This is a genomic window from Achromobacter sp. SX5 (assembly GCF_056711425.1).
The window spans coordinates 122,507-146,761 of record NZ_CM160041.1 but is presented as its reverse complement, the minus strand read 5'-3'; the positions used below and the strand labels follow the sequence as shown (position 1 = coordinate 146,761).

Genomic DNA, 24,255 nt, shown 5'->3' with positions numbered 1-24,255 from the left:
CCCGGGCTTTCCTGTTTGCGGTGATGGGTAGGGAAGAGCCGCGTGACCCGTTGTGCGTAGGGCTGCGTGGCGAGGCCATTGTGCGAACGCAGCATCGGTAACGATAATGATAATTATCAAGATTGAAAATTCGATGAAGCGGCGCATCGGGTTCGCGAGCCGGGCCGCCCGTTGATGACAATTGTCATTACGGCCGGGCTCCCGGGCCGCAGATACTCGCGGATCGAATTCGCGACCTTCAAGGGAGTGACTTTCCATGCCGGATCTACCGATGCGCCAGACGCGGGTCAGCCATGCGCCGCTTGCTTGACGCGTGCGGCGCGGTGCTGGCATATCTCTGGAGCGGCTGGGGCGCCATCGCCAGCCTGCTGCTGTTCTGCGCCCTGTGGGAATTGGCGGCGCGGCATTACGGCGCGCTGATCCTGCCGGGGCCGGCCGAGACCATGATGAAGCTGGCGGCCATGACGGCCGCGGGCGAGGCCGTGCCGGAGCTGGCCATATCGGCGCGCCGGGGCCTGGCGGGGCTGGGCGGCGCGGTGCTGGCGGGCAGCGTGCTCGGCATGCTGGCGGGCCGTTCGCTGACGGCGGCGATGGTGTCGCGCCCGCTGGCCACGCTGCTGCTGGGCATGCCGCCCATCGCCTGGCTGGTGCTGGCCATGCTGTGGTTCGGCGTGGGCGACGCGACGCCGGTGTTCACCGTGTTCATCGCCTGCCTGCCCATCGTGTTCGCCGGCGCCATGCAGGGCGCGCGCACGCTGGACAACCAGCTCATGGACGTGGCGCGGGTTTACCGCCTGCCGTGGTGGGCGGTGCTGGCCGACGTGCAGTTGCCGCACGTGGCCTCGTATCTGCTGCCGGCCTGGATCACGGCGCTGGGCACTTCCTGGAAAGTGGTGATGATGGCCGAACTGCTGGCGGCGGCCGACGGCACCGGCGCGGCGCTGGGCGCGGCCCGTGGGCAGCTCGACAGCACGGCCGCCATGGCCTGGGTCGTGGCCGTGCTGGGGCTGCTGCTGACGACCGAATACCTGTTGCTGGAACCCTTCAAGCGCATGGCCGAACGCTGGCGCAGCCTCGATTCATGAGCGCGCTGCACATCCGCGAACTGTCGCAGCGCTACGGGCTGTCCGAGGTCCTGGAAGGGATCGCGCTGGATCTGCGCGCGGGCGAGACGCTGGCGCTGATGGGGCCGTCGGGCTGCGGCAAGAGCACCTTGCTGCATATCGTCGCCGGGCTGCTGGCGCCTTCCGAAGGCATGGTGCATATCGGGTTCCGGGGCATAGGCTGCATGTTCCAACAGCCGCGGCTCATGCCGTGGAAGAACGTGGTCGGCAATATCGGCATGGGGCTGAAGGCGCTGGGCCTGCCCGCCGCGGCGCGGCGGCAGCGCGCCATCGAATGGGCCGGCCGCCTCGGGCTGGCCGAAGAGGACCTGCGCAAGTATCCGCACGAGTTGTCCGGCGGCATGCAGAGCCGCGTGGCGCTGGGCCGCGCGCTGGCGCTGGCGCCCGACCTGCTGTTGCTCGACGAGCCTTTCTCGGCCCTGGATATCGGTCTGAAACTCGAGTTCTACGCCATGCTGCGCCGGCAGGTCGAGCACAGCGGCACCGCCGTGCTGATGATTACGCACGACCTGATGGAGGCCGTTCGGCTGGCCGACCGCATCATCATGATGGCGCCGGGGCCCGGACGTATCCAGGACGAGTTCACCCTCGGCCTGCCGCAGTCGCGGCGCGATGAAGCCTGGATCTACCAGACGGCGGCGCAGCTCATCCAGACCCCGGCCATGCGCGCCGGCTTCGGCCTGCCCGACGCATCGCCGCAGGCGCCGGACCTTGCAACCGGGAGCGCGCGCGCATGAACCTGCGGCATCCTCTGTTCAGCTGCGGCTTTCGGCCGTTCTTCGTACTGACCACCGCGAGCGCGGTGCTGTTCCTGGCGATCTGGCTGCTGGCGCTGCAGTCCGCGCTGCCCGGGCTGGACGGCTGGCGGCCGCCCGGCGGCGTCTTGCTCTGGCATGGCCATGAACTGCTGTACGGATTCGGCATGGCGGCGGTAGCTGGGTTTCTGTTGACGGCGGTGCCGGAGTTCACGGGCGCCGCGCCGCCGCGGCCCGGCGTGCTGGCGGCGCTGGCCGGGCTGTGGCTGGCGGCGCGCGTGGCCTACGCGGCCGCGCAATGGCTGCCCGGCGGCAGCGGCGTGGTGCTGGCGGGCGTCTGCAATCTGGCGTTCGTGCTGGCGCTGCTGCTGCGGCTGGCGCCGGCGCTGTGGCGCGATCCGGCGCGCAGCCACCTGGGCTTCGCCTGGGCGCTGGGCGCGCTGGGCGCGGCGCAGGCGGGCTATTTCACGGCCCTGCTGCGGCAGGCGGACGCGCTGGCCTGGCTGCACGTGGGCGTGGACCTGATGATGATTCTGATCGTGCTGGCCGGCAGCCGCGTATCCATGAACGTGGTCAACGGCTATATCGAAGCGGGCCGCCCCGGCGCGCCGCCGCCCGGGCTGGCCGGCTACGTGGCGCGTCCGCCGCGCAGGCATCTGGCGGTGTTCTGCATCGCGGCCTGCAGCGTGGCGCAATGGTTGCTGGGCGGCGGGCCGGTGACCGGCTGGACCGCGCTGGCGGCGGCGGCAGCCATGCTCAACCTGCTCAACGACTGGCATATCGGCAAGGCGCTTTTCACGCGCTGGGCGCTGATGCTGTATGCCAGCTACTGGCTGGTCGCGCTGGGCTACGGCGCGATGGGGCTGGCGTGGCTGACCGGACTGGCGCCGGCGTCGTCGGGACGCCATGTGTTGATGGCCGGCGCGATGGGCTTGTCCATCTTCACCATCATGAGCCTGGCCGGACGCATACACGCCGGACGCTGGCTGGATCGCCGTCCCTGGGTGCCCGTGGCCGCCGCCGTGCTGGCGCTGGCCGCCCTGCTGCGCGCCGCGGCCGGCCTGCCGACGCTGGGCGCGTGGGCGTCATGGCTGCTGCTGGGCGCCGGCCTGGGCTGGACCGGCGTGTTCGCGGCCTATCTGTGGCACGCGTGGCCAGTGCTGTGCGGGCCGCGGACCGACGGGCAGCAGGGCTGCGCAGAACCGCTGGGCAAGCAGCGCAGCCCGATGTCGCGCCACGGGACGCGCTGCTGAAGCGCGGGCCTCAGTGCAGCGAGCAGCAGCGAAACAGCGCGCTGTCCTGCGCGGCCACGCTGTGGCGGCTGGCGAACTTCGGCCCCGGCGGCGGCAGGCGCGCATGGCGGCACATCGCGTCGACGTCGAGCAGCACCAGTTCGCGATTGCGTCCGCCGATCAGCCCGGCGCGCCGGAACGCGCCCAGCGTGCGAGACAGGTTTTCGGGCGTCATGTTGAGCTGGCGCGCCAGCACGGCGTGGCTGGCCGGCAGCGTGATCCATGCGCTGCGGTGTTCGCGGTACAGGTCCAGCAGATAGGTGACCAGGCGCTGAGTGGCGTTGGTGATGGTCAGCAGATCGATGCGGTTGATGGCGTGCACCACGTGGCTGGAGACGATCTGCAGCAGCGTATAGGCGAAGGCCGGCGAATGGCGCGCCATGTCGAGCAGCGGCTCGCGGTCCAGGCGGTAAAGCACGGTGCGCGCGCTGGCCTGCGCAGACAGCGGATAGTCGCGGTTGTCTGAGAACATGACGGTGGCGGCGACCAGGCAGCCGCCTTCCAGCGTCTGCACGACTTTCTCGTCGCCGTTGTAGCTGGGCAGGTACATGATGAGGCCGCCGCGCTCGATCCAGAAGAAGTGTTCCGCGGCCTCGCCCATATGGAACAAGTGCTGTTTGGGTGATAGCACCATGCGCCGCGCGCTCGAGGCGAGCGCCTCCAGGGTGCTCCGGTTGGCCTGCTTGAACGCCGGGAAGCTTAGCAGTGCCTTGTTCAGGAATGAGGAATGCATGGGGGTTCCTGTAGCGAGTAGTAGCACCTCGTCGGCACGCGCCTTATATTAATAAGAACAGTTATCAATCGCAATGATGTAAAAGCGCCTTGCATCGTCCGGCCCGTTTTGCATTCTTTCCATTTTTTGTGCATAATTCGGCCCCTCTACCTGTTCCCCGATAGCTCAGTCGGTAGAGCGACGGACTGTTAATCCGCAGGTCGCTGGTTCGAGCCCAGCTCGGGGAGCCAAAGAATGCAGTACTGAAAGGCCCGCAATTCGTTGCGGGCCTTTTGCATTTGGACGAACGCCGCGCAACCGATAGCATGAGGGTTCCACCGCCTCGCCGGAGCCTTCATGCCCGCCTCCCAGACTGCTTCCCTTCTTACCGACTCCACCCTGGAATCGCTGCGCGCCCGGACGCCGGGCCTGCGAAGCACCGTGCACTTCAACCATGCGGGCGCATCGCTGCCTTCGACCGGCACGCTGGAGGCCATCCACGCGCATCTGCAGCGCGAAGCCACGATGGGGCCGATGGAGGCCGGCGTGGCCGCGCGCGAACAGACCGAGCGCGCCCGCCTGCTGGCGGCGCGTCTGCTCAATGCGCAGCCGGACGAGATCGCGCTGACCGGCGGCAATTCGCCCGGTTGGAGCGCGGCCTTCGCCGCGCTGCCGCCCTGGCGGCCCGGCGACCGCATCCTGGTCGGCCGCCACGAATGGGGCGGCAATCTGGCGGCCATGCGCCTGGCCGCGCAGCGCACGGGCGCCATCGTGGAGACCATTCCTTCCGACGAAAGCGGCTGCGTGGACCCGCAGGCGCTGGAGGCCATGCTGGACGAGCGGGTGCGCCTGATCGCATTGACCTGGCTGCCCGCCAACGGCGGCCTCATCAACCCGGCCGCCGCCATCGGACTGGTGGCGCGGCGCCACGGCATCGCCTACTTCGTGGACGCGGCCCAGGCCGTCGGCCAGTTGCCGGTGGACGTGGCGGAGATCGGCTGCGACGTGCTGTCCGGCGCGGGGCGCAAAGCCTTGCGCGGCCCGCGCGGCACCGGCCTGTTGTACGTGCGGCGGGACTTTCTGGACAAGCTGACCCCGGCCTGCGTCGACACGCATTCGGCGCCGCTGGGCGCCGACGGCCAGCCGGTGCTGCGCCAGGACGCGGCGCGCCTGGAATCCGCCGAGAACTCGCTGGCGCTGCGCTGCGGCCTGGCCAACGCCTTGCAGGAAGCGCTGGATATCGGCGTGGACGCGATCCGCATGCGCATCGACGCGGCGGCCGAGACGCTGCGCGCCCAACTGGAGGACATCGCCGGAATCACGGTGCTGGACCAGGGCCGCGAGCGCTCGGGGCTGGTGTCGTTCAATATGGCGGGGCGCGACGCCGTATCGGTGCAGCGCGCCCTGGCCGGACGCGGCGTGACCATCGGCAGCAACGGCGTGCCCTACACGCCGCTGGACATGCAGGCCCGCGGCCTGACGCAGATCGCGCGGGCGTCGGTCAGCTACCTGACCAGCGGGGAGGAGATCGACCGGCTGTTGGAGGCGTTGCGCAGCATTTAGGACTCAATCCCGACCCAGTTTCTAGGACGCAATCCCGGCGCGGCGCGCGAAGGGCGACCATTTCGTGAACACGAGCAGGTTGCCCAGCATCACCAGGCCCAGGCCGAGCAGCGCCGTCGGCGTCCAGTGATAGCCTTCGGCGTAGGCCGACACGCTCAGCGCCACGACCGGAAACAGCACCGTGCAGTACGCGGCGCGCGCCGGCCCCATGCGCCCGACCAGCGTCAGGTAGGCGGTGAACCCGATCACCGAGCCGGGAATGGCCAGGTACAGCAGGGCGCCCACATACGAGGCCGAGCCGTCGAACTCGAAGGGCAGGCCGGCGGCCAGGCAGCCGGCCAGCAGAATGGCCGCGCCGTACAGCATGCTGTAGGCATTGCCGGTCAGCGGCCGGATGCCGGCGCGCTGCTGCAAAGACGACAGCATGTTGCCGGTGGAGAAGCAGAACGTGCCCAGCAGCGCGAAGCCCAGGCCCAGCAGAGTTTCATGGCTGGCCTCCTGGCCGGCCAGTTCCGGCCAGAACAGCAGCACCAGGCCGCAGCAGCCGAGCGCGCCGGCCACCATCACGCGCGGCGCGATGCGCGTGCCGAACCACAGGCGGGCGTTCAGCGCGTTCCACAGCGTGGCCGCGGAAAACACCACCGACACCAGGCCGCTGGGTATCCATTGCGTGGCGGTGTAGAAGCACAGGAAGTTCAGGCAGAACAGGCACAGCCCCTGGCCGACGCACAGCCAGTGGCCGCGACGGTCCAGCCGCTGCAGCTTGCGGGTCAGCAGCAGGGCGCCGAAGAGGATCAATCCGGCCAGCGCGAAGCGGTAGAAGATCGATACCGGTATGGCGACCACGCCCAGCTGCAGCTTGATGGCGATCCAGGTGGTGCCCCAGATGACGACGGTGAGGAAATACAGGAACAGGTTCACGTTGAGGGCTTGCGGCAGAAACGGACGGCCAGTATGCGCGTCCGGGCGCGCTTTGGATTGCCGTTTCTTGCGGTTTTTTGGCGGTTCGCGCGCGCGCCGCACGCGAGATCGCAGTAGCATTTCAATCCTATGGCTCCCGTCGCATCGGCTCCGACCGACTTCTCCGTTTTCCGCACGCTGTCGCGCTCCACCGCGAGGCTGGCGCGCGCCGTGACGCTGGGCGAGGGCATGGCGATCTCGCAATGGTCGCGCAGCGCCTGCGAGACCATGGGCTACGACGCGCCGGGCCACCACACGCTGTCGCTCTACCTGCGCGGCGGCGACAAGTCCTTCCGCCTGGGCCACGATGCGCTGCACGGCGGCGCCGGCAAGTTCTGTGTGCTGCCGGCCGAGCATTACTCGCGCTGGAGCATGAACGATCCGGTGCATTTCCTGCACCTGTACATCGCGCCCGAACGCCTGGCGCGCGAGGCGGTGCTGCGGCTGGACCGCGAGCCGCGCACGCTGGAGCTGCGCGACCGCACCTATATCCAGGACGCGTCGCTGATCGACGTCTGCCGGCAGCTGCTGGGCACCGACTGGAACCAGCCGGCCGACCGCCTGGCGGCCAGCAGCGCCGCCGAGACCGTGCTGCACCACCTGCTCGACCAGGGCGTGGCGCGCAAGGCCGGCGCGCCGGCCCGGGGCGGCCTGGCGCCCGCCGTGCGCCGCCGGGTCATGGACTACGTCGAGGCCCATCTGGCCGAACCGCTCACGCTGGACCAGCTGGCCGGCGTGGCCGCGCTGTCGACCTATCACTTCGCCCGCATGTTCCATGCCTCTTTCGGCGAACCGCCGCACGCCTGGGTGCGGGCCAGGCGCGTCGCGCGCGCACGCGGGCTGCTGGCGGCCGGCAAGGGCGACCTGGCCGGCATCGCCCAGGCCTGCGGTTTCGGCAATGCCAGCCACCTGGCGCGCGTCTTCCGCGACGCGGTCGGGGCCACGCCCGGCCAGTACCGCAGCGCCCACAGGACGGCGCACTAGTTCCGGCCCTGTTTCCGCGGCCGCGCGGTCTACAATGGGGGACCGCCCGTAGGGCCTGACCGCGCCTGCCCCGACGCGATGCCGTCTTCGACCTCTCGCGACCCTGAATCCGCCGATCCGAGCCGCCTGCGCGCGCACTGGCTGGCCGAACTCGTCCGCCTGCGCGAAGCGCACTGGGGCCCGCTGGAAGACGCCGACGCAGTGCGCCGCGTGCGCCAGCTGGACGCCGGCCTGCCGGCCCGCATCCTGGCCCGCGCGGCGCTGCTGGCGCAACGCGAGCAGCTCGTCCCGCTGGTCGATGCCTGGCGGCGCAGCGCGCTGGCCATCCTGGCCGCGCTGTTCGCGCTGGCCGCGGTTTCCGGCGCCGCCGCCGCGCTCGGCGCGCTGGGAGACGGCACGCGCCCGGTCAACGTGCTGTGGGCGCTGGGCGCCTTGCTCGGCCTGCACGCGCTGACCTTCCTGCTGTGGCTGGCGAGTTTTCTGTTCAAGGCCTCCAGCGCGACCGGGCTGGGCCGACTGTGGCTGTGGGCCACGCGCAAGCTCGCCCGCGGCCCGGACGGCGCGCTGGTGCCGCAAGCCTTCCTGAACCTGCTGGCCCGCGCCGGCGCGCTGCGCGGCCTGTTCGGCGCCGTCAGCCACCTGCTGTGGCTGACCGCCCTGTGCGCGGCCCTGGCCGCGCTGCTGGCGGTGCTGTCCACCGCCAGCTACCGCTTCATCTGGGCCACCACGCTGCTGGCGCCCGACACCTTCGTGACGCTCACGCAGGCCGTGGGATGGCTGCCGGCGCAGCTCGGCTTTCCGCTGCCGGACGCCGCGGTGGTGCGCGCCAGCGACGGCGCCCAGGTCCTGCCCGCCGATGCGCAGGTGCAGTGGTCGGTCTGGCTGATCGGGGTGCTGGTGGTCTACGGCATCGTGCCGCGCCTGCTGGCCGGGACGCTGTGCGCGGCCGCCGCCCTGCGCGCGCTGCGCCGCCTGCGCATCGATCCCGCGCTGCCCGGATTCGCGGCGCTGCGCGACCGGCTGGAGCCGCCCGCCCTGTCCAGCGGCATCGACCGCCCGGTCGATCCGCTGCATGAGCCGCGGGTACGCGCGGCCCCGCCGCCCGCCCTGGACGGCCGCCCCGTGATCCTGGGGCTGGAGCTGCCGCAGGACCTGCAATGGCCGCCCGCGGACGTGCCGGCGGCGGTGCAGCAGGCCGGCAACCTGGACACCCGCGAAGAGCGCAACCGCGTGCTGGACGCGCTGGCCCACGCCACCGCCACGCGCCTGCTGATCGCCTGCGACGCGCGCCAGACGCCCGACCGCGGCACGCTGTCGCTGATCGCGGAACTGGCCGCGCACGCGGCCCAGACCCGCGTCTGGCTGATCCCGCCGGCGGCGCAGGCCCCTGCCGCCAGCCGCGCGCCGCTGTGGCGCGAACGCCTGCTGGCGCTGGGTCTGCCGGCCCAGGCCGTCGTGCAGTCGTCGGCCGCGCCCTATGCCTGGCTGGAGTCCGGCGATGGCTGACGCCCTCATCAAGATCGCGCTGGTCGGCCACACCAACACCGGCAAGACCTCGCTGCTGCGCACGCTGACGCGCGACACCGGCTTCGGCGAGGTCGCCGACGGCCCCGGCACCACGCGCCACGTCGAAGGCGCCCGCCTGCGCCTGGAAGGGCGCGCGGTGCTGGAATGGTTCGACACCCCGGGCATGGAAGACAGCATCTCGCTGCTGGAGTACCTGGAACGGCTGGACCGCCCCGGCGAACGCCTGGACGGCCCGGCGCGCATCCGCCGCTTTCTCGACACGCCCGAGGCGCATGGCCGCTACGAACAGGAAGCGCGGGTGCTGGCCAAGATGCTGGAGTGCGACGCCGCGCTGTACGTGATCGACGCGCGCGATCCGGTGCTGGGCAAGCACCGCGACGAGCTCGCCATCCTGGCCGCCTGCGGCCGGCCGCTGCTGCCGGTGCTGAATTTCGTCAACGCGCCGGCGCACCGCGCCGATGAATGGCGCGACGCCATGGCCCGCCTGGGGCTGCACGCGGTGGTGGAGTTCGATACCGTCGCCCCGCCGCTGGACGGCGAGCAACAGCTGTACGCCAAGCTCGGGGTGCTGCTGGACCGCCACGCCGGCGCGCTGGCGCAACTGGCCGACAGCCTGGCCGCGCAGCGCCGCGCGCGGCGCGCGGCCGCCTACGAAATGCTGGCCGACCTGCTGGTCGACGCGGCCGCGCTGCACCTGGCCAGCGCCAGCGACGAAGCGGCGCTGGCCGCCGCTTCCGAGCGCCTGCGCACGCTGGTGCGCCAGCGCGAGCAGGCCTGCGTCGAAGCCCTGCTGGCGCTCTACAACTTCCGTCGTTCCGATTTTGCGGGCGATGCGCTGCCGCTGGCCGGCGAACGCTGGGGCATGGATCTGTTCCATCCGCAGGCCTTGAAAGACATGGGCGTACAGGTGGGCATGGGCGCGGCCGCCGGCGCGATGGCGGGCGCCGCGGTGGACCTGCTCAGCGCCGGCCTGAGCCTGGGCACCGGCATGCTGATCGGGGCCGCCGCCGGCGGCCTGTGGCAGGGCGTGGAAAAACTGGGCAAGCGCATGGCCGGCAAGCTGCGCGGCTGGCGCGAACTGAGCGTGGACGACGCCGTGCTGCGCCTGCTGGCGCTGCGCCAGCGGCAGTTGATCGAAGCGCTGGAGCGCCGCGGGCACGCCGCGCGCGAACCGCTGCAACTGGACCGCCCGGATGACGAGGCCTGGCGCAAGGGCCCGCTGCCCGAAGCGCTGAAAGAAGCGCGCAGCCGGCCCGAGTGGTCGGCGCTGGGCGAACACTACGAAGACAGCGAACGGCGCAAGCGCATCGTCGGCGAATTGGCGAAAACCCTGGCTTCGCAGCCGCCGCTCCCCGCCTGACCCGCAGGGCCGCGGCACGCACCATTCAAGGCCGGCGGCAAGCGCGTACTAACCCCAATCCAAACCGATTGACGCTTAAACGAATGCGTCTATAAGATTCGTTTTGCATCGGCGGGTCCGTCCCCGTCATGATAATCACAAGGGGTTGGATCGATCGTGAATTCGAAGTCCCACGCAGTGATTCCCGGCCGCGCCATCACCGGCCCGCGCGCGCTTCGCGCTGCATCCCGTTCGACCCCGCTCCGCCTTTCGTCGTAAGCAGCAACGCCATGCCCCGCCCCGATGGGGCCAGGGGCCTATCACTTCTGTCGCGCTATCCGCGCATCACACGGAGCATGAGGGCTATGCGTACTTTTCCCCACCTGAAGCAAGCGGCGCTGGCTGCGGCCGTCGCGGCATCGCTGGCGTTCAGCGCCAGCGCCGTCGCCGCCAAGACCTTCCATTGGTCGTACCAGGGCGACGCCACTTCCATGGACCCGATGGCCCTGAACGAAACGTTCACGCTGGGCTTCCAGGGCAATATCTACGAAACGCTGGCCGGCTACGACGGCAACCTGAAACTGACCCCGCTGCTGGCCGAAAGCTGGGAAAACCCGGAGCCCACGAAGTGGGTGTTCAAGCTGCGCAAGGGCGTGAAGTTCCATGACGGCTCGCCGTTCACGGCAGACGACGTGATCTTCTCGTGGAAGCGCAGCCTGACCCCCGGTTCGGACATGAAGGGCTACGGCGCCAAGGCGTCCGACATCAAGAAGATCGACGACTACACCATCGAGGTCATCACCCCGACGCCCAACCCGATCCTGCCGCGCGAGTGGGTGTTCCTGTACATCATGAGCAAGTCGTGGTCGGAGAAGAACAAGACCACCGAGGCCACCAACGTCAAGGGCGACAACCAGGGCAACTACGCCAACCTGCACGCCAACGGCACCGGCCCCTTCATGCTGGCCGAACGCCAGCCCGACGTGAAGACGGTGCTCAAGCGCTTCGACGGCTACTGGAACAAGAACATCAAGACCAACGTGGACGAAGTCATCTTCCAGCCGATCACGCAGGAAGCGACGCGCGTGGCCGCGCTGATCTCGGGCGAGATGGACCTGGTGCAGCCGGTGCCGGTGCAGGACTGGAAGCGCCTGGAAGACGCCAAGGGTGTCAAGCCGCTGACCGCGCCCGAAGCCCGCGCCATCTTCATCGGTATGGACCAGGACCGCGACGAGCTGCTGTTCTCGGACGTCAAGGGCAAGAACCCGTTCAAGGACCCCAAGGTCCGCGAAGCGGTGGTGCTGGCCGTGGACACCAAGGCCATCAACGAGAAGATCATGCGCGGCGCGGCCAAGCCGCTGGGCTCGCTCATCGCCACGGCGATCAACGGCTATGACGAATCCTTCGGCGCGCCCTACAAGCCGGACCCCGAACGCGCCAAGAAGCTGCTGGCCGAGGCCGGGTATCCCAAGGGCTTCACCGTCACCATGGACTGCCCGAACGACCGCTACGTCAACGACGAAAAGGTCTGCCAGGCGGTGGCCGGCATGCTGGCGCGCGTGGGCATCAAGATCAATCTGCTGGCGCAGACCAAGTCCAAGTACTTCGGCAAGATCCTGCTGCAGGCCGGCAATCAGACCAGCATGTACATGCTGGGCTGGACGCCAAGCTCGACCGACGCGCACAACACGCTGCTGAACCTGACGTCGTGCCGCGACGCCAAGACGGCCGCGGGGCAGTTCAACCTGGGCGGCTACTGCAACAAGAAGGTCGACGAACTCACCGCCAAGATCGGCGTCGAGACCGACCAGGCCAAGCGCAACGCGATGATCAAGGAAGCCTTCGGCATCGTGCGCAGCGACTTCGGCTATCTGCCGCTGCACCAGCAGCCCATGTCCTGGGGCGTGAAGGACAACATCCAGGTCGTGCAGCGCGCCGACGACGTGCTCGACCTGCGCGACGTCGTGATGCCCTGACGGCTTGACGCAAAGGCCCGGTCGGCGCGCGCCGCCCGGGCGCGCCCGGCCCAGCCCCGCTTTGCGCAAGCAGCGAAACGCGGCCCGGCGTTATCCGAACCAGAGGGGCACTCCTAATGCTTTCCTTTATTGCGCAACGGCTTATCCAGTCGGTGCTGGTGATGTTGACGGTGGCGCTGATCGCGTTCGCCATGTTCCGCTACGTGGGCGATCCCATCGCCAGCATGGTCGGCCAGGACACGACGCCCGAACAACGGGCGCAGCTGCGCGAGCAGCTGGGCCTGGACGATCCCTTCGTGGTGCAGTACGCGCACTTCGTGGCCGACGCCGTGCGCGGCGATTTCGGCATCTCGTACCGCCATCGCCGCCCCGTCAGCGAACTGCTCGAAGAACGCATGCCGGCCACGCTGGAACTGTCTTTCGTTTCCGCGGTGATGGCGCTGGTGCTGGGCATCCCGATGGGGATCTACACCGCGCTCAAGCGTCACGGCGTGCTGTCCAAGGCCTTCATGGCGATATCGCTGGCCGGCATCTCGCTGCCCACCTTTTTGATCGGCATATTGCTCATCCTATTCTTCGGCGTGCAGCTGCGCTGGCTGCCCAGCTTCGGCCGCGGCGACGTGGTGAGCCTGGGATGGTGGACCACGGGCTTTCTGACCAAGTCGGGCTGGCAGGCGCTGATCATGCCGGCCATCACACTGGCGCTGTTCCAGATGACGCTGATCATGCGCCTGGTGCGCGCCGAGATGCTGGAGGTGCTGCGCGCCGACTTCATCAAGTTCGCGCGCGCCCGCGGCCTGCCCGAACGGCTGATCAATTTCCGCCACGCGCTCAAGAACACCATGGTGCCGGTCATCACGATCACGGGGCTGCAGCTGGGCTCCATCATCGCCTTCGCCATCATCACGGAAACCGTGTTCCAGTGGCCCGGCATGGGGCTGCTGTTCATCCAGGCCATCAGCATGGTGGACATCCCCGTGATGGCGGCCTACCTGGTGCTGATCGCCTTCATGTTCGTGGTCATCAACCTGATCGTCGACCTGCTGTACTTCGCCGTCGACCCGCGCCTGCGCGTGCAGAGAAAATAAAGGAATCAGCATGATCGCCCGCATCGCCCCTTTCTTTTCGCGCGCCGCCGACAGCGACCTGTGGCACAGCTTCAAGCGCACGCCCGGCGCCATCATCGCCGCCATCGTCACGCTGGCCATCCTGCTGGGCGCGCTGTTCGCGCCCATCGTCGCGCCGCACAACCCCTTCGACCTGGCTTCCCTGAGCATCATGGACGCCAACACCCCGCCGTCCTGGGAAGAGGGCGGCAGCCCGGATTTCCTGCTCGGCACCGACGACCAGGGCCGCGACATCCTGTCGGCCGTGCTGTACGGCTCGCGCGTGTCGCTGCTGGTGGGCTTCGCCTCGGTGCTGTTCTCGATGGTGCTGGGCGTGACGCTGGGCCTGATCAGCGGCTATGCCGGCGGCCGGGTCGACAGCTTCATCATGCGCATCGCCGACGTGCAGCTGTCGTTTCCCGCCATCCTGGTGGCGCTGCTGATCGACGGCGTGGCGCGCGGCCTGCTGCCGCGCGACCTGCATGACCAGCTCGCGCTGTACGTGCTGATCTTCGCCATCGGCATCTCCGGCTGGGTGCAGTATGCGCGCACGGTGCGCGGCTCCACGCTGGTCGAGCGCAACAAGGAATACGTGCAGGCGGCGCGCCTGATCGGCATCGGCCCGATCACCATCCTGCGCCGCCACATCCTGCCCAACGTCATGGGACCGGTGCTGGTCATCGCCACCATCCACCTGGCGATCGCCATCATCACCGAAGCCACGCTGTCGTTCCTGGGCGTGGGCGTGCCGCCGACCGCGCCGTCGCTGGGCACGCTGATCCGCATCGGCAACAGCTACCTGTTCTCGGGCATGTGGTGGATCTCCATCTTCCCCGGCATCGCGCTGGTGGCGCTGGTGCTGTCGGTCAACCTGCTGGGCGACTGGCTGCGCGACGCGCTCAACCCCAAGCTGCGCTGAGGACGCCATGGCCCTGTTGAACATCGAAGACATCCGCATCGAATTCCCCAGCCGCCGCGGCACGCTGGTGGCGGTGGACGGCGTATCGCTGGCGCTGGAAAAAGGCGAAATCCTGGGCGTGGTGGGCGAATCCGGCGCCGGCAAATCGACCATCGGCAACGCCGTGATCGGGCTGCTGGAAGCGCCGGGACGGCTGGCCGGCGGCGAGGTGCTGCTCAACGGCGAACGCATCGACACCCTGAGCCCGGCGCAGCAGCGCCGCGTGCGCGGCCGCCGCATCGGCATGATCTTCCAGGACCCGCTGACTTCGCTGGACCCGTTGCAGACGGTGGAAAGCCAGCTGGTCGAAACCATGCAGGTGCACCTGAACCTGTCGCACGCCGAGGCGCAGAAACGCGCCGTGCAGCTGCTGGAACAGGTCGGCATCGACCAGCCCGAGCTGCGCGTCAAGCAATACCCGCACCAGTTCTCCGGCGGCATGCGCCAGCGCGTGGTGATCGCGCTGGCCCTGTGCTGCGAGCCCGAAGTCATCATCGCCGACGAACCCACCACCGCGCTGGACGTGTCGATCCAGGCGCAGATCCTGGAGCTGCTCAAGCGCCTGTGCCGCGAAGAGCAGGTGGGCATGATCATCATCACCCACGACATGGGCGTGATCGCGGACGTGACCGACCGCGTCGCGGTGCTGTACCACGGCAAGCTGGTCGAGCAGGGCCCCACCGCCAAGATCCTGGGCGACCCCGACCATCCCTACACGCGCAGCCTGATCTCGGCCGTGCCGCGCCCGGACATCAAGCTCAAGCGGTTTCCGCTGGTGACCTACATCGAGGACGTCAAGACGCCGTCGCAGCCGCTGGACCTGGCCACGCACTGGCTGGGGCAGCGGCGCGACTTCGGCGCGCGCACGGACGGCCCGCTGGTGCAGGTGCGCGACCTGAGCATGCGCTTCGTGCTCAAGAGCGCGTTCTTCAAGCGCAACCAGCGCACGCTGGACGCGGTCAAGCGCGTCAATTTTTCCATCGCCGAAGGCGAGGTGTTCGGCCTGGTGGGCGAATCGGGCTCGGGCAAATCCACCGTGGCGCGCCTGATTTCCGGGTTGTACACGCCCAGCGCGGGGTCGGTGAATTTCGGCGGCGTCGAACTGACCGCGCTCAAGGGGGAAAGGCAGCTCAACCCGTTCCGGCGGCAGATCCAGATGATCTTCCAGGACCCGTTCTCCTCGCTCAATCCGCGCATGCGCGTGCTGGACATCGTGGCCGAGCCGATCCGCTTCCACAAGCTGGCCGCCAGCGAGGCCGAGGCGCGCCGCATCGTGGCCGACCTGCTCGAGGTGGTCGGCCTGGGCGGGCGCGCGGCCGAGCGCTTTCCGCACGAGTTCTCGGGCGGGCAGCGCCAGCGCATCTGCATCGCGCGCGCCCTGGCCACGCGCCCCCGCTTCCTGATCTGCGACGAGCCGACCTCGGCCCTGGACGTCTCGATCCAGGCGCAGATTCTCAACCTGCTCAAGGACCTGCAGGAAGAGCTGGGGCTGACCATGCTGTTCATCAGCCACGATCTGCCGGTGATCCGCCAGATGTGCGATCGCGTGGGCGTGATGCGCTACGGCGAACTGCTGGAAGTCGCCGCCACCGAAGACCTGTTCGAGCGGCCCCAGCATCCGTACAGCAAACATCTGCTGGGGCTCATGCCGCGCCTGCAGTCCATGTCCCGGGAGGGGCTGGATGTGGTGGCGGGTTGATGGGTGTCGCGCGCTCGATAACTGAGCTCTTGCTCAGGGGATCTCGCGCTATACCCATCCTACGGCCATGTTGCTCGTAGGATGGGTATAGCGCGAGACCGTACAGATAAGAACCCAAATCCCCAGCGCGCGACACCCATCAGGCAGCCCCAGCCGCCGCGCTCAGCGCCCCCCGCCCATCGCGCCGCTCAGCACCATCATCAGGAACTGCTCGACCGGCATCTTCTTGCCGTTGAAGTCCACCTGGCCGTCGGCGTAGTTCAGGTAGGTCACGATGTTGTCGTTTTCGATCTTGGCCAGGCCCATCGCCGTGGCCATGGTGCCCACCATCTCGGCCTGGCCCTTGGCGGTCTGCAGGGCCTGCTCGGCCGGCACGCCGCGCACCTGCGGCTCGATGGCCATCAGGTCGCTCAGGTTGGCCTTGGACAGCACCAGCCTGGCCGCGAGCTTGCGCACCACATCCTTGGCGGTGTCGGCGAACTCGCCGTCCATCGTGGCGGGCTTGGTCAGGTCCAGGTCCAGCGTGAAGGTCGAGGTGCCGTTGGCGGTGCGCACTTCCAGCGGCGCCACGTTCAGCGTCGGGTTGCCGGCCAGCAGCAGTTCGACGTTGGTCTTGAGCACCTGCTTCTCTTCATCGGTGAACTCGGGCGTCTGCTCTTCGTCATCGCTTTGCAGCATGCGGCGCGAAGCGGCTTCGTAGACGTCGTTGATGGCCTTGAACGCCTTGGCGTCCAGGCGCTGGGCGTCGATGACCAGCTTGGCGCCGGCCATGTCCTTTTCCTGGATGTTGATCATGCCCAGGTCGAGCACCATCTTGGCGCCCACGGTGGCGTCGGCTTCGGTCATGTCGACGGCCATGCTGGTGTCCTTGAGCTGGACCGGCGGCTTTTCCTTGGACGTGATGGTCCAGTTCTTGATGCCCAGCTTCTGGCTGCCCACATACATGTCGTTCTTGCCGGGCGTCATGTCGCTGGTCAGCGTCAGGCCCTGCAGGGCCATGCGCTCGATGTCGCTGTCCTCGGAGGCCGGGCCGGCGGCCACCAGGCTTTCGGCGGCCAGCGCGATGGTGCCGTGCTTGCTGTCGGTGGCGTAGGTGACGTCGCCCTTCATGCCCGAGAACGACAGGCTGGTGTCGTCCTTGGCGAACTCGACCGGCGCCATGTCGAACGTGCCGGCGACGTTCCTGGCGTAGCTGACGCTGTAGGCGCCCGACAGCGGCACGACGCCCTTGGTGGCGGCGAACCAATCCTTGACGGCGGGCGTTTCTTCGAGCTGGAAGCGGCTGGCCACCATGGCCGGGGCGAAGGAGCCGGACTTCAGGTTCGACAGCGGGAACGGGCCGTGGTCCAGGTGCTCGACGAACTGGATTTCATGTTCCTGGGCCGGCTTGCCGTCGGCCGCGGGCTCGGTGATCTTCACGCGGTAGCGCTCGGTCGACGAGAATACGCCGCGCTCGAACGACACCAGCTCGACCACGGCGGCCACGCCCCACTTCTCGCCGAATTTCTGCAGTTCGACGTTGGCCTGCTCGACCGATTGCTTGACGAAGGCCTCGGCCTTCTGGCCCGTGTACCACGCCGTGCCGGTCCAGACCGCGCCCAGCGCGACGACCACGCCCACTACTGCCGATTTCTTCATAACAACCCTTTGTTCTTCAAATATGGAGGAAAGCGCACGGATTATAGGGAGTGGAGCCTAGGGAAAACACTTATTTGGTGCACAGGCGCTGCTATTTGTTACCTGGTGATACGCATCCGCCCCCGTGAACCGGTGCTGCAGCGCCACATCGGCTACAATCGTTGCGTGTGTTTTGCCAATCTGCACACGTCCGCTAGGCCCTTCGCTGCCAAGCCTCGCCCATCAGGGCGCTTCCCTTTTCTCCTTGTTCGTCCGCCTGGATTGGAGTCTCTCAACTTGAGCGACGGGCTGCCGTTGGAGTTGTCTTGACTACCTCTTTCCCTTTCGCCGACCTCGGGCTGGCTGATTCCCTGTTGCGTGCCATCGCCGAGACCGGCTATACCGCGCCCACTCCCATTCAGGCCCAGGCCATTCCGCAGGTGCTCAAAGGCGGCGACCTGCTGGCCGCCGCCCAGACGGGCACCGGCAAGACCGCCGGCTTCACGCTGCCCATCCTGCATCTGCTGATGCAGAAAAAACCCGAACAGAGAAAGCCCGGCCGCCCGCGCTGCCTGATCCTGACCCCGACGCGCGAACTGACCGCGCAGGTCGCGGAATCGGTGCAGACCTACGGCAAGTACACGTCGCTGACGTCCATGGTGATGTTCGGCGGCGTCAATATCAACCCGCAGATCTCCGCGCTGAGAAAGCCGCTGGACATCCTGGTGGCCACGCCCGGCCGCCTGCTGGACCACTGCGGCCAGAAAACCATCGACCTGTCCGGCGTCGAGATCCTGGTGCTGGACGAAGCCGACCGCATGCTGGACATGGGCTTCATCCGCGATATCCGCAAGATCCTCGCGCTGCTGCCCAAGCAGCGCCAGAACCTGCTGTTCTCGGCCACCTTCTCCGACGACATCCGCACCCTGGCGCGCGGCGTGCTGAACAATCCCGGCGAGGTCTCCGTGACCCCGCGCAACACCGCCACCGAGCTGGTCACCCAGACCGTGCACATGGTGGAACAGCACCACAAGCGCGACCTGCTCAGCCACATCATCCGCGAAAGCGGCTGGCACCAGGTGCTGGTGTTCACGCGCACCAAGCACGGCGCCAACCGCCTGGCCGAAAAGCTGGTCAAGGACGGCCTGACCGCCGCCGCCATCCACGGCAACAAGAGCCAGTCGGCCCGCACCCGCGCGCTGGCCGGCTTCAAGGACAGCTCCGTGGCGGTGCTGGTGGCCACCGACATCGCCGCGCGCGGCCTGGACATCGACCAGCTGCCCCAGGTGGTGAACTTCGAGCTGCCCAACGTGCCCGAGGACTACGTGCACCGCATCGGCCGCACCGGCCGCGCCGGCGCCACCGGCGCCGCGGTCTCGCTGGTCGACAATAGCGAAATCAAGCTGCTCAAGGACATCGAGCGCCTGATCAAGAAGACCATCGAGCGCAAGCCGGTCGAAGGCTGGACCCCGCCCGCCACCAGCGCCGCCGCCTACGAGCGCCAGGAGCGCGAGGAAGACAACCGCAGCCCGCGCGGCGGCAATCGCAACGGCCGCGGCGGCAACGCCAATGGCGGGCGCGGACGTCCGGCCCAGGGCCAGCCCCGCTCGGCCGCCGGCGGCCGCGCGCCGGCGCCGGCCCGCGCCGGCGAAGGCCGCGCCAGCCACGCCCCGCGCGACGGCAAGCCCGCCGACCGCCCGGCCCACGCCGGCCGCAACGAAAACCGCCCGCAGCAGAACCATCGCCGTCCGGAAGGCGCCGCCCGTCCGGCCGGCAATGGCGGCGCGGGACGCCCCGCGCGCGCCGCGCTGCTGAGCAAGTAATATCACCGGCAACCCCAGAACCGCGATCACGGACCCGCGCCATGCCCTTATCCACCTGGTTGACGTTTTTCCTGGCCTCCTGGGCCATTTCGTTCTCGCCCGGCGCGGGCGCGATCTCGGCCATGTCTTCCGGGCTGAAGTACGGGTTCGCGCGCGGCTACTGGAACACGGCCGGCCTGATCATGGGCATCCTGTTCCAGTTCGTGGTCGTGGCCGTGGGCCTGGGCGCGGTGCTGGCCACCTCCGAGATGGCCTTCAACGTCGTCAAGTACCTGGGCGTGGCCTACCTGATCTACCTGGGCGTGCGCCAGATCCGCACCGACGCGGCGCCGGTCACGGTCGACGCCGGCGACCCCAAGCTGGCCTCGGTGCGTGAGCTGGTGCTGCGCGGCTTCCTGATCAACACCATGAACCCCAAGGGCACGGTGTTCCTGCTGGCCGTGGTGCCGCAGTTCGTCGACACCGCGCTGCCGCTGACGCCGCAGTACGCGGCGCTGGCGGCCACGCTGGCGTTCACCGACCTGGTGGCGATGGGCGTGTACACGCTGCTGGCGGCGCGCGTGCTGCGCATGCTGCGCGACGCCAAGCACATCCGCTGGATGAACCGAACCTTCGGCTCGCTGTTCATCCTGGCCGGCGTGTTCCTGGCCTCGTTCCGCCGCCATTCCTGAACCCTTGCGCGGGGCATGCGCCGGCGACGGCGCATGCCCCGCGCGCTTTCGTGCCCGATACCGGACCGCGCCGGGCGATGCAACGGCGCTGAGTAAAATCCACCGATCATGAACATCACCCAAGAAGTTGCGCGGCGCCGTACGTTCGCCATCATTTCCCACCCTGACGCAGGCAAGACCACACTGACCGAAAAGCTGCTGCTGTTCGCAGGCGCGATCCAGATCGCCGGCAGCGTCAAGGCGCGCAAGGCCTCGCGCCACGCTTCTTCGGACTGGATGGAGATCGAAAAGCAGCGCGGCATTTCCGTGGCGTCCTCGGTGATGCAGATGGAGTACCGCGACTGCGTCATCAACCTGCTCGACACCCCGGGCCACCAGGACTTCTCCGAAGACACCTACCGCGTGCTGACGGCGGTGGACGCCGCGCTGATGGTGATCGACGCGGCCAACGGCGTCGAGCCGCAGACCATCCGCCTGCTGCAGGTCTGCCGCGCCCGCAACACGCCCATCATCACCTTCATCAACAAGATGGACCGCGAGGTGCGCGAGCCGCTGGAACTGCTGTCCGAGATCGAAGGCCACCTGGGCATGGACGCGGTGCCGTTCTCGTGGCCGGTGGGCATGGGCAAGGCCTTCGGCGGCGTGTTCGACATCCGCCGCGACCGCATGCGCGTGTTCCGCCCCGGCCAGGAGCGCCGCTCGGACAACGACGACTTCATCGAAGGCCTGACCAATCCCGAGATCGCGCGGCGCTTCGGCTCGGCCTTCGAGCAGGCCAGCGGCGAGATCGAACTCATCAACGAAGCCGCGCCGGCCTTCGACCGCGACCAGTTCCTGGCCGGCAAGCAGACCCCGGTGTTCTTCGGCTCGGCCATCAACAACTTCGGCGTGCAGGAAGTGCTGGACGCCCTGGTCGACCAGGCGCCGCCCCCGGGCCCGCGCACGGCCCTGCAGCGCGAGGTGCAGCCCGAAGAACCCAAGTTCACCGGCGTGGTGTTCAAGGTGCAGGCCAACATGGACCCGGCGCACCGCGACCGCGTGGCGTTCGTGCGCGTCAGCTCCGGCCGCTTCGAGCGCGGCATGCGCCTGAAGGTCGCGCGCACCAACAAGGAAATGCGGCCCAACAACGTCGTGTCCTTCCTGTCGCAGCGGCGCGAACTGCTGGACGAGGCCTATGCCGGCGACGTGATCGGCATTCCCAACCACGGCGTGCTGCAGCTGGGCGACGTGCTGACCGAGGGCGAGACGCTGCAGTTCACCGGCCTGCCGTTCTTCGCGCCGGAACTGTTCCAGGCGGTGGAAGTGAAGGACCCGCTGCGCACCAAGCAGCTGCGCACCGGCCTGACGCAGCTGGGCGAGGAAGGCGCCATCCAGGTGTTCCGGCCCGAGGCCGCCGGCGGCGCGCTGCTGCTGGGCGCGGTCGGCCAGCTGCAGTTCGAAGTGGTGGCCCACCGCCTCAAGACCGAGTATGGCGTGGAGGCCCGGATGCTGCCGTCGCGCTACACAATGGCACGTTGGATTACTTCTGAAAACCCCAAGGCGCTGCGCAAGTTCATGGATGCCAATGCAGCCCATATCGCCTATGATGTGGTGGATGCGGCGGCGTTTTTGATCGGTTCTCCCGCGCAATTGCGCGTTGCCGAAGAACTGTATCCCGATGTGAAATTCCACGCCATGCGCGAGCACGGCGGCAAGGTTTTCGGAGACAAAGCGTAGGCCCGTTGGGGTTCCGCATGGCAGATGAGGGTAGCAATGTCTTGGCGTTTTTTATTCGCAACGCTCCTGGTCGCGCTCGGCGCGTCCGCCTGGGGCGGCATACAACTGGGTGACTGGCTGGTGGCGCATGCGCCGACCGCCGCGCCCGCTCCTGGCCAGGACACCCTGGCCTCGCAGCAGCCGGTGCTGGACGCCAATGGCCGTCCCTACGTGGCGCAGCCGCCCCAGCCCCGCATCGACGGCACGCTGGGCGTGCCGGACAAGCCCGCCGACCGGCAGTGGCAGGTCAACACGGTGTCGCTGTTCGACAGCGTGAGCGATCCTTCCGTGAAGATCTCGCGCGAGCGCATCAGCCCCGAACAGGCCCGCGAAATCGCCGCGAACTCGCAGGTGCCGCTGCCCTCGGGTCCGTCGGACGTCAGCACGCTGGACCTGCAGGCCCCCGGCACCTCCGCCGCCATCAACGGCGGCCAGATGCAGGCCGGCGGCTACGGCACGACCCAGATGGTGCAGGCGCCCCCGCCGCCGAATTCCTCGCAGGCGCCCGGCGCGCCGGGCTGGCAGGACGCCCTCAAGCGCGAACTGGCGCACTGCGCCACCCAGGGCTTCTTCGAGCGCCCCTCCTGTTCCTGGGCCGCGCGCAACAAGTACTGCGGACCCAACCGCGCCTGGGGCACCATGGCCGAATGCCCGGCCCGCCCCTGACGGCGCGAACCCGACCCTCCATGAAAAATGGCGCCCACCGGGCGCCATTTTCTTATCCGCGAGCGGCGATCATTCCGGCACGGACATCTGGCTCTGCAGGTAGTTCTGCAGGCCGACCTTGTCGACCAGCTCGATCTGCGTTTCCAGGTAGTCGATGTGCTCTTCGGTGTCGTCCAGGATGTCCTGGAACAGGTCGCGAGAAACGTAGTCGCGAACCGACTCGCAATGGGCGATCGCTTCCTTGACGGTGGCCTGGGCGGCCTGTTCGAGCTTGAGGTCACAGGCCAGCAGCTCGGGCACGTCCTCACCGATCAGCAGCTTGTGCAGGTCTTGCAGATTGGGCAGGCCGTCCAGCATGAAGATGCGTTCGATCAGACGATCGGCATGCTTCATCTCGCCTATGGATTCTTCGTACTCGTGCTTGCCCAGCTTGTCGAAACCCCAGTGGTTCAACATGCGGGCATGCAGGAAATACTGGTTGATGGCCGTCAGCTCGTTGGTGAGTTGCTTGTTCAGAAACTGGATGACGGTTTTATCGCCTTTCATGATGGACTCCTTGCAGTCAGGCGCGACGCGAATGCATCGCGACAAAGGAGCGCACGATGCCGCGCGTACGCAACCCCGGCAGACTACCATTTGTGACGTGGCCAAAGCTACCTTTGCCCTGCATTTGGTAAACCGCTTTAGGAGCACGACCATAAAGCGATAGGCCAATGAGAATGAGTATGCGTGCGGCTTGGCGGCCCGCGGAATACGGGTCGGCCACTGCGGAATTCAGCCGGCGCGCCGCGTCGCCAGCCAGATGCCGAAGGCGATCGGCACGATGCCCAGCAGGTCCAGCCACGACACCGCTTCGCCCAGCACCAGCCAGCCGAACAGCAGGCCCAGCGGCGGCATCAGGAAATGCAGCGCGCTGGCCGAGGTGGCGCTGGCGCGCCCCAATATCATGAACCACAGGTAGTAGCCGCCCATCGACACGGCGACGATCATGTAGGCCATGCTCCAGAAGAGGCTGGCCGTCAGGTGCGCGTCGCCCAGGCTCTCGCTGGCCAGCGCGAACGGCAGCAGCGCGGCCGCGCCGGCCAGCGACTGGATGCCGGTCGAGGTCCACAGACCGGTGGCGGGCGCAAGGCGCTTGTAGAGCAGCGTGCCGGCCACCAGCGCCGCCAGCCCGCCGGTGACCAGTAAAGTGCCGTGCAGGTCCTCCTGCATGCCCGACAGCCGCGAGCGCAGCACCAGCGCCACGCCGGCCAGCCCCAGGCACAGGCCGGCCAGCTTGCGCCAGCCCAGCCGCTCGCCCAGCACCGGCCCGGCCAGCACGCCGATGAGCAGCGGATTGGTGCTGATCAGCACGGCGGTGAAGGCCGAGGACACCGTGGTCATGCCCGACCAGCTCAGCCCCAGGTACAGGGCGTTGTTCAGCACGCCCAGCAGCACCAGGACCGCCAGGTCGCGCGCCGGCGGCAGCCGCCAGCGCCCGCCCGCCGCGGCCAGGCCCAGCATCAGCGCGCCGGCGATCAGGAAGCGCAGGGTCAGCAAGGTCAGCGGCGGACAGTCGCGCACCGCGATCTTGGCGGCCGCGAAGGCCGAGCTCCAGAGCAGGCAGAACGCCGCGATGGGCAGCCAGCTCAGGCCCGGCGCGGCGGGCAGGGCGTTGGAGGACAAGGTGGAGACGGCCTTCATGGGAGATCCGAAATAGCGCGAACGATGGAGCGATTCTGCGCGGCG

General features: G+C 68.4%; 20 protein-coding genes and 1 tRNA gene. 16 read left to right on the top strand and 5 right to left on the bottom strand.

What is annotated here, in order from left to right:
* Positions 1-293: 293 nt before the first annotated feature.
* From AC1M14_RS00665 to AC1M14_RS00655, 3 genes are read left to right on the top strand one after another with little or no spacing between them, the layout of a single operon-like run.
* Entirely contained in the window at positions 294-1,085 is a 792-nt protein-coding gene (locus AC1M14_RS00665; RefSeq protein ID WP_479730766.1) for an ABC transporter permease, read from the top strand.
* The gene (locus AC1M14_RS00660; protein WP_102773002.1) at positions 1,082-1,861 is read left to right on the top strand and encodes an ABC transporter ATP-binding protein; all 780 of its coding nucleotides are present in this window, start codon (positions 1,082-1,084) and stop codon (positions 1,859-1,861) included. The genes AC1M14_RS00665 and AC1M14_RS00660 overlap by 4 nt, the downstream gene beginning before the upstream one ends.
* On the top strand, positions 1,858-3,132 hold the full coding sequence (locus AC1M14_RS00655; protein WP_479730765.1) for an NnrS family protein: 1,275 nt from the start codon (positions 1,858-1,860) through the stop codon (positions 3,130-3,132). Before AC1M14_RS00660 ends, AC1M14_RS00655 begins: the two co-directional genes overlap by 4 nt.
* Before the next feature lie 10 nt (positions 3,133-3,142).
* Here the strand turns inward: AC1M14_RS00655 and AC1M14_RS00650 are convergent, their stop codons facing one another.
* Positions 3,143-3,904, bottom strand: a complete 762-nt coding sequence (locus tag AC1M14_RS00650; RefSeq protein WP_479730764.1) for a Crp/Fnr family transcriptional regulator — start codon at positions 3,902-3,904, stop codon at positions 3,143-3,145.
* A gap of 154 nt (positions 3,905-4,058) precedes the next feature.
* On the opposite strand from AC1M14_RS00650, the gene AC1M14_RS00645 reads away from it, so the two are divergent.
* Positions 4,059-4,134, top strand: a tRNA-Asn gene (locus AC1M14_RS00645).
* A gap of 106 nt (positions 4,135-4,240) precedes the next feature.
* Positions 4,241-5,446 carry an aminotransferase class V-fold PLP-dependent enzyme gene (locus tag AC1M14_RS00640; protein WP_479730763.1) on the top strand — a complete coding sequence of 402 codons (1,206 nt, stop codon included), beginning with the start codon at positions 4,241-4,243 and terminating at the stop codon, positions 5,444-5,446.
* Between the two features lie 21 nt (positions 5,447-5,467).
* On the opposite strand, the gene AC1M14_RS00635 is transcribed toward AC1M14_RS00640, so the two are convergent.
* The gene (locus AC1M14_RS00635; RefSeq protein WP_102773514.1) at positions 5,468-6,367 is read right to left on the bottom strand and encodes a DMT family transporter; all 900 of its coding nucleotides are present in this window, start codon (positions 6,365-6,367) and stop codon (positions 5,468-5,470) included.
* A gap of 129 nt (positions 6,368-6,496) precedes the next feature.
* On the opposite strand from AC1M14_RS00635, the gene AC1M14_RS00630 reads away from it, so the two are divergent.
* The 7 genes from AC1M14_RS00630 to AC1M14_RS00600 all read left to right on the top strand — a co-directional run bounded on the left by AC1M14_RS00630 (position 6,497) and on the right by AC1M14_RS00600 (position 15,995).
* Positions 6,497-7,390 (top strand): helix-turn-helix domain-containing protein, encoded by an 894-nt coding sequence (locus tag AC1M14_RS00630; RefSeq protein WP_479730762.1) that lies wholly within the window; start codon positions 6,497-6,499, stop codon positions 7,388-7,390.
* A gap of 78 nt (positions 7,391-7,468) precedes the next feature.
* Positions 7,469-8,896, top strand: coding sequence for a DUF2868 domain-containing protein (locus AC1M14_RS00625; RefSeq protein WP_479730761.1), 1,428 nt, complete (start codon positions 7,469-7,471; stop codon positions 8,894-8,896).
* Entirely contained in the window at positions 8,889-10,277 is a 1,389-nt protein-coding gene (locus AC1M14_RS00620; protein ID WP_479730760.1) for a GTPase/DUF3482 domain-containing protein, read from the top strand. The genes AC1M14_RS00625 and AC1M14_RS00620 overlap by 8 nt, the downstream gene beginning before the upstream one ends.
* Before the next feature lie 344 nt (positions 10,278-10,621).
* Entirely contained in the window at positions 10,622-12,232 is a 1,611-nt protein-coding gene (locus tag AC1M14_RS00615) for an ABC transporter substrate-binding protein (protein WP_102772995.1), read from the top strand.
* Between the two features lie 116 nt (positions 12,233-12,348).
* Positions 12,349-13,320, top strand: a complete 972-nt coding sequence (locus AC1M14_RS00610) for an ABC transporter permease (RefSeq protein WP_102772994.1) — start codon at positions 12,349-12,351, stop codon at positions 13,318-13,320.
* Positions 13,321-13,330: 10 nt separating this feature from the next.
* Positions 13,331-14,257 (top strand): ABC transporter permease, encoded by a 927-nt coding sequence (locus AC1M14_RS00605; protein WP_102772993.1) that lies wholly within the window; start codon positions 13,331-13,333, stop codon positions 14,255-14,257.
* Positions 14,258-14,264: 7 nt separating this feature from the next.
* Positions 14,265-15,995 (top strand): ABC transporter ATP-binding protein, encoded by a 1,731-nt coding sequence (locus AC1M14_RS00600; protein ID WP_479730759.1) that lies wholly within the window; start codon positions 14,265-14,267, stop codon positions 15,993-15,995.
* 162 nt (positions 15,996-16,157) lie between these two features.
* Here the strand turns inward: AC1M14_RS00600 and AC1M14_RS00595 are convergent, their stop codons facing one another.
* Positions 16,158-17,633 carry a YdgA family protein gene (locus AC1M14_RS00595; RefSeq protein WP_111826213.1) on the bottom strand — a complete coding sequence of 492 codons (1,476 nt, stop codon included), beginning with the start codon at positions 17,631-17,633 and terminating at the stop codon, positions 16,158-16,160.
* A gap of 305 nt (positions 17,634-17,938) precedes the next feature.
* On the opposite strand from AC1M14_RS00595, the gene AC1M14_RS00590 reads away from it, so the two are divergent.
* The 4 genes from AC1M14_RS00590 (at position 17,939) to AC1M14_RS00575 (ending at position 22,527) form a co-directional block, all read left to right on the top strand.
* Positions 17,939-19,435, top strand: coding sequence for a DEAD/DEAH box helicase (locus AC1M14_RS00590; protein WP_479730758.1), 1,497 nt, complete (start codon positions 17,939-17,941; stop codon positions 19,433-19,435).
* Positions 19,436-19,476: 41 nt separating this feature from the next.
* A complete protein-coding gene (locus AC1M14_RS00585; protein WP_111826215.1) occupies positions 19,477-20,106 on the top strand; it encodes a LysE family translocator in 630 nt (209 codons plus the stop codon).
* Positions 20,107-20,214: 108 nt separating this feature from the next.
* Positions 20,215-21,822, top strand: a complete 1,608-nt coding sequence (locus AC1M14_RS00580) for a peptide chain release factor 3 (protein WP_102772987.1) — start codon at positions 20,215-20,217, stop codon at positions 21,820-21,822.
* 24 nt (positions 21,823-21,846) lie between these two features.
* The gene (locus AC1M14_RS00575) at positions 21,847-22,527 is read left to right on the top strand and encodes a hypothetical protein (RefSeq protein ID WP_181390938.1); all 681 of its coding nucleotides are present in this window, start codon (positions 21,847-21,849) and stop codon (positions 22,525-22,527) included.
* 69 nt (positions 22,528-22,596) lie between these two features.
* On the opposite strand, the gene bfr is transcribed toward AC1M14_RS00575, so the two are convergent.
* Both bfr and AC1M14_RS00565 read right to left on the bottom strand, forming a co-directional pair.
* Positions 22,597-23,073: a bacterioferritin gene (bfr, locus tag AC1M14_RS00570; protein WP_102772985.1), complete on the bottom strand. Its 477-nt coding sequence runs from the start codon at positions 23,071-23,073 to the stop codon at positions 22,597-22,599.
* 228 nt (positions 23,074-23,301) lie between these two features.
* Entirely contained in the window at positions 23,302-24,210 is a 909-nt protein-coding gene (locus AC1M14_RS00565) for a DMT family transporter (RefSeq protein ID WP_102772984.1), read from the bottom strand.
* Positions 24,211-24,255: the final 45 nt, after the last annotated feature.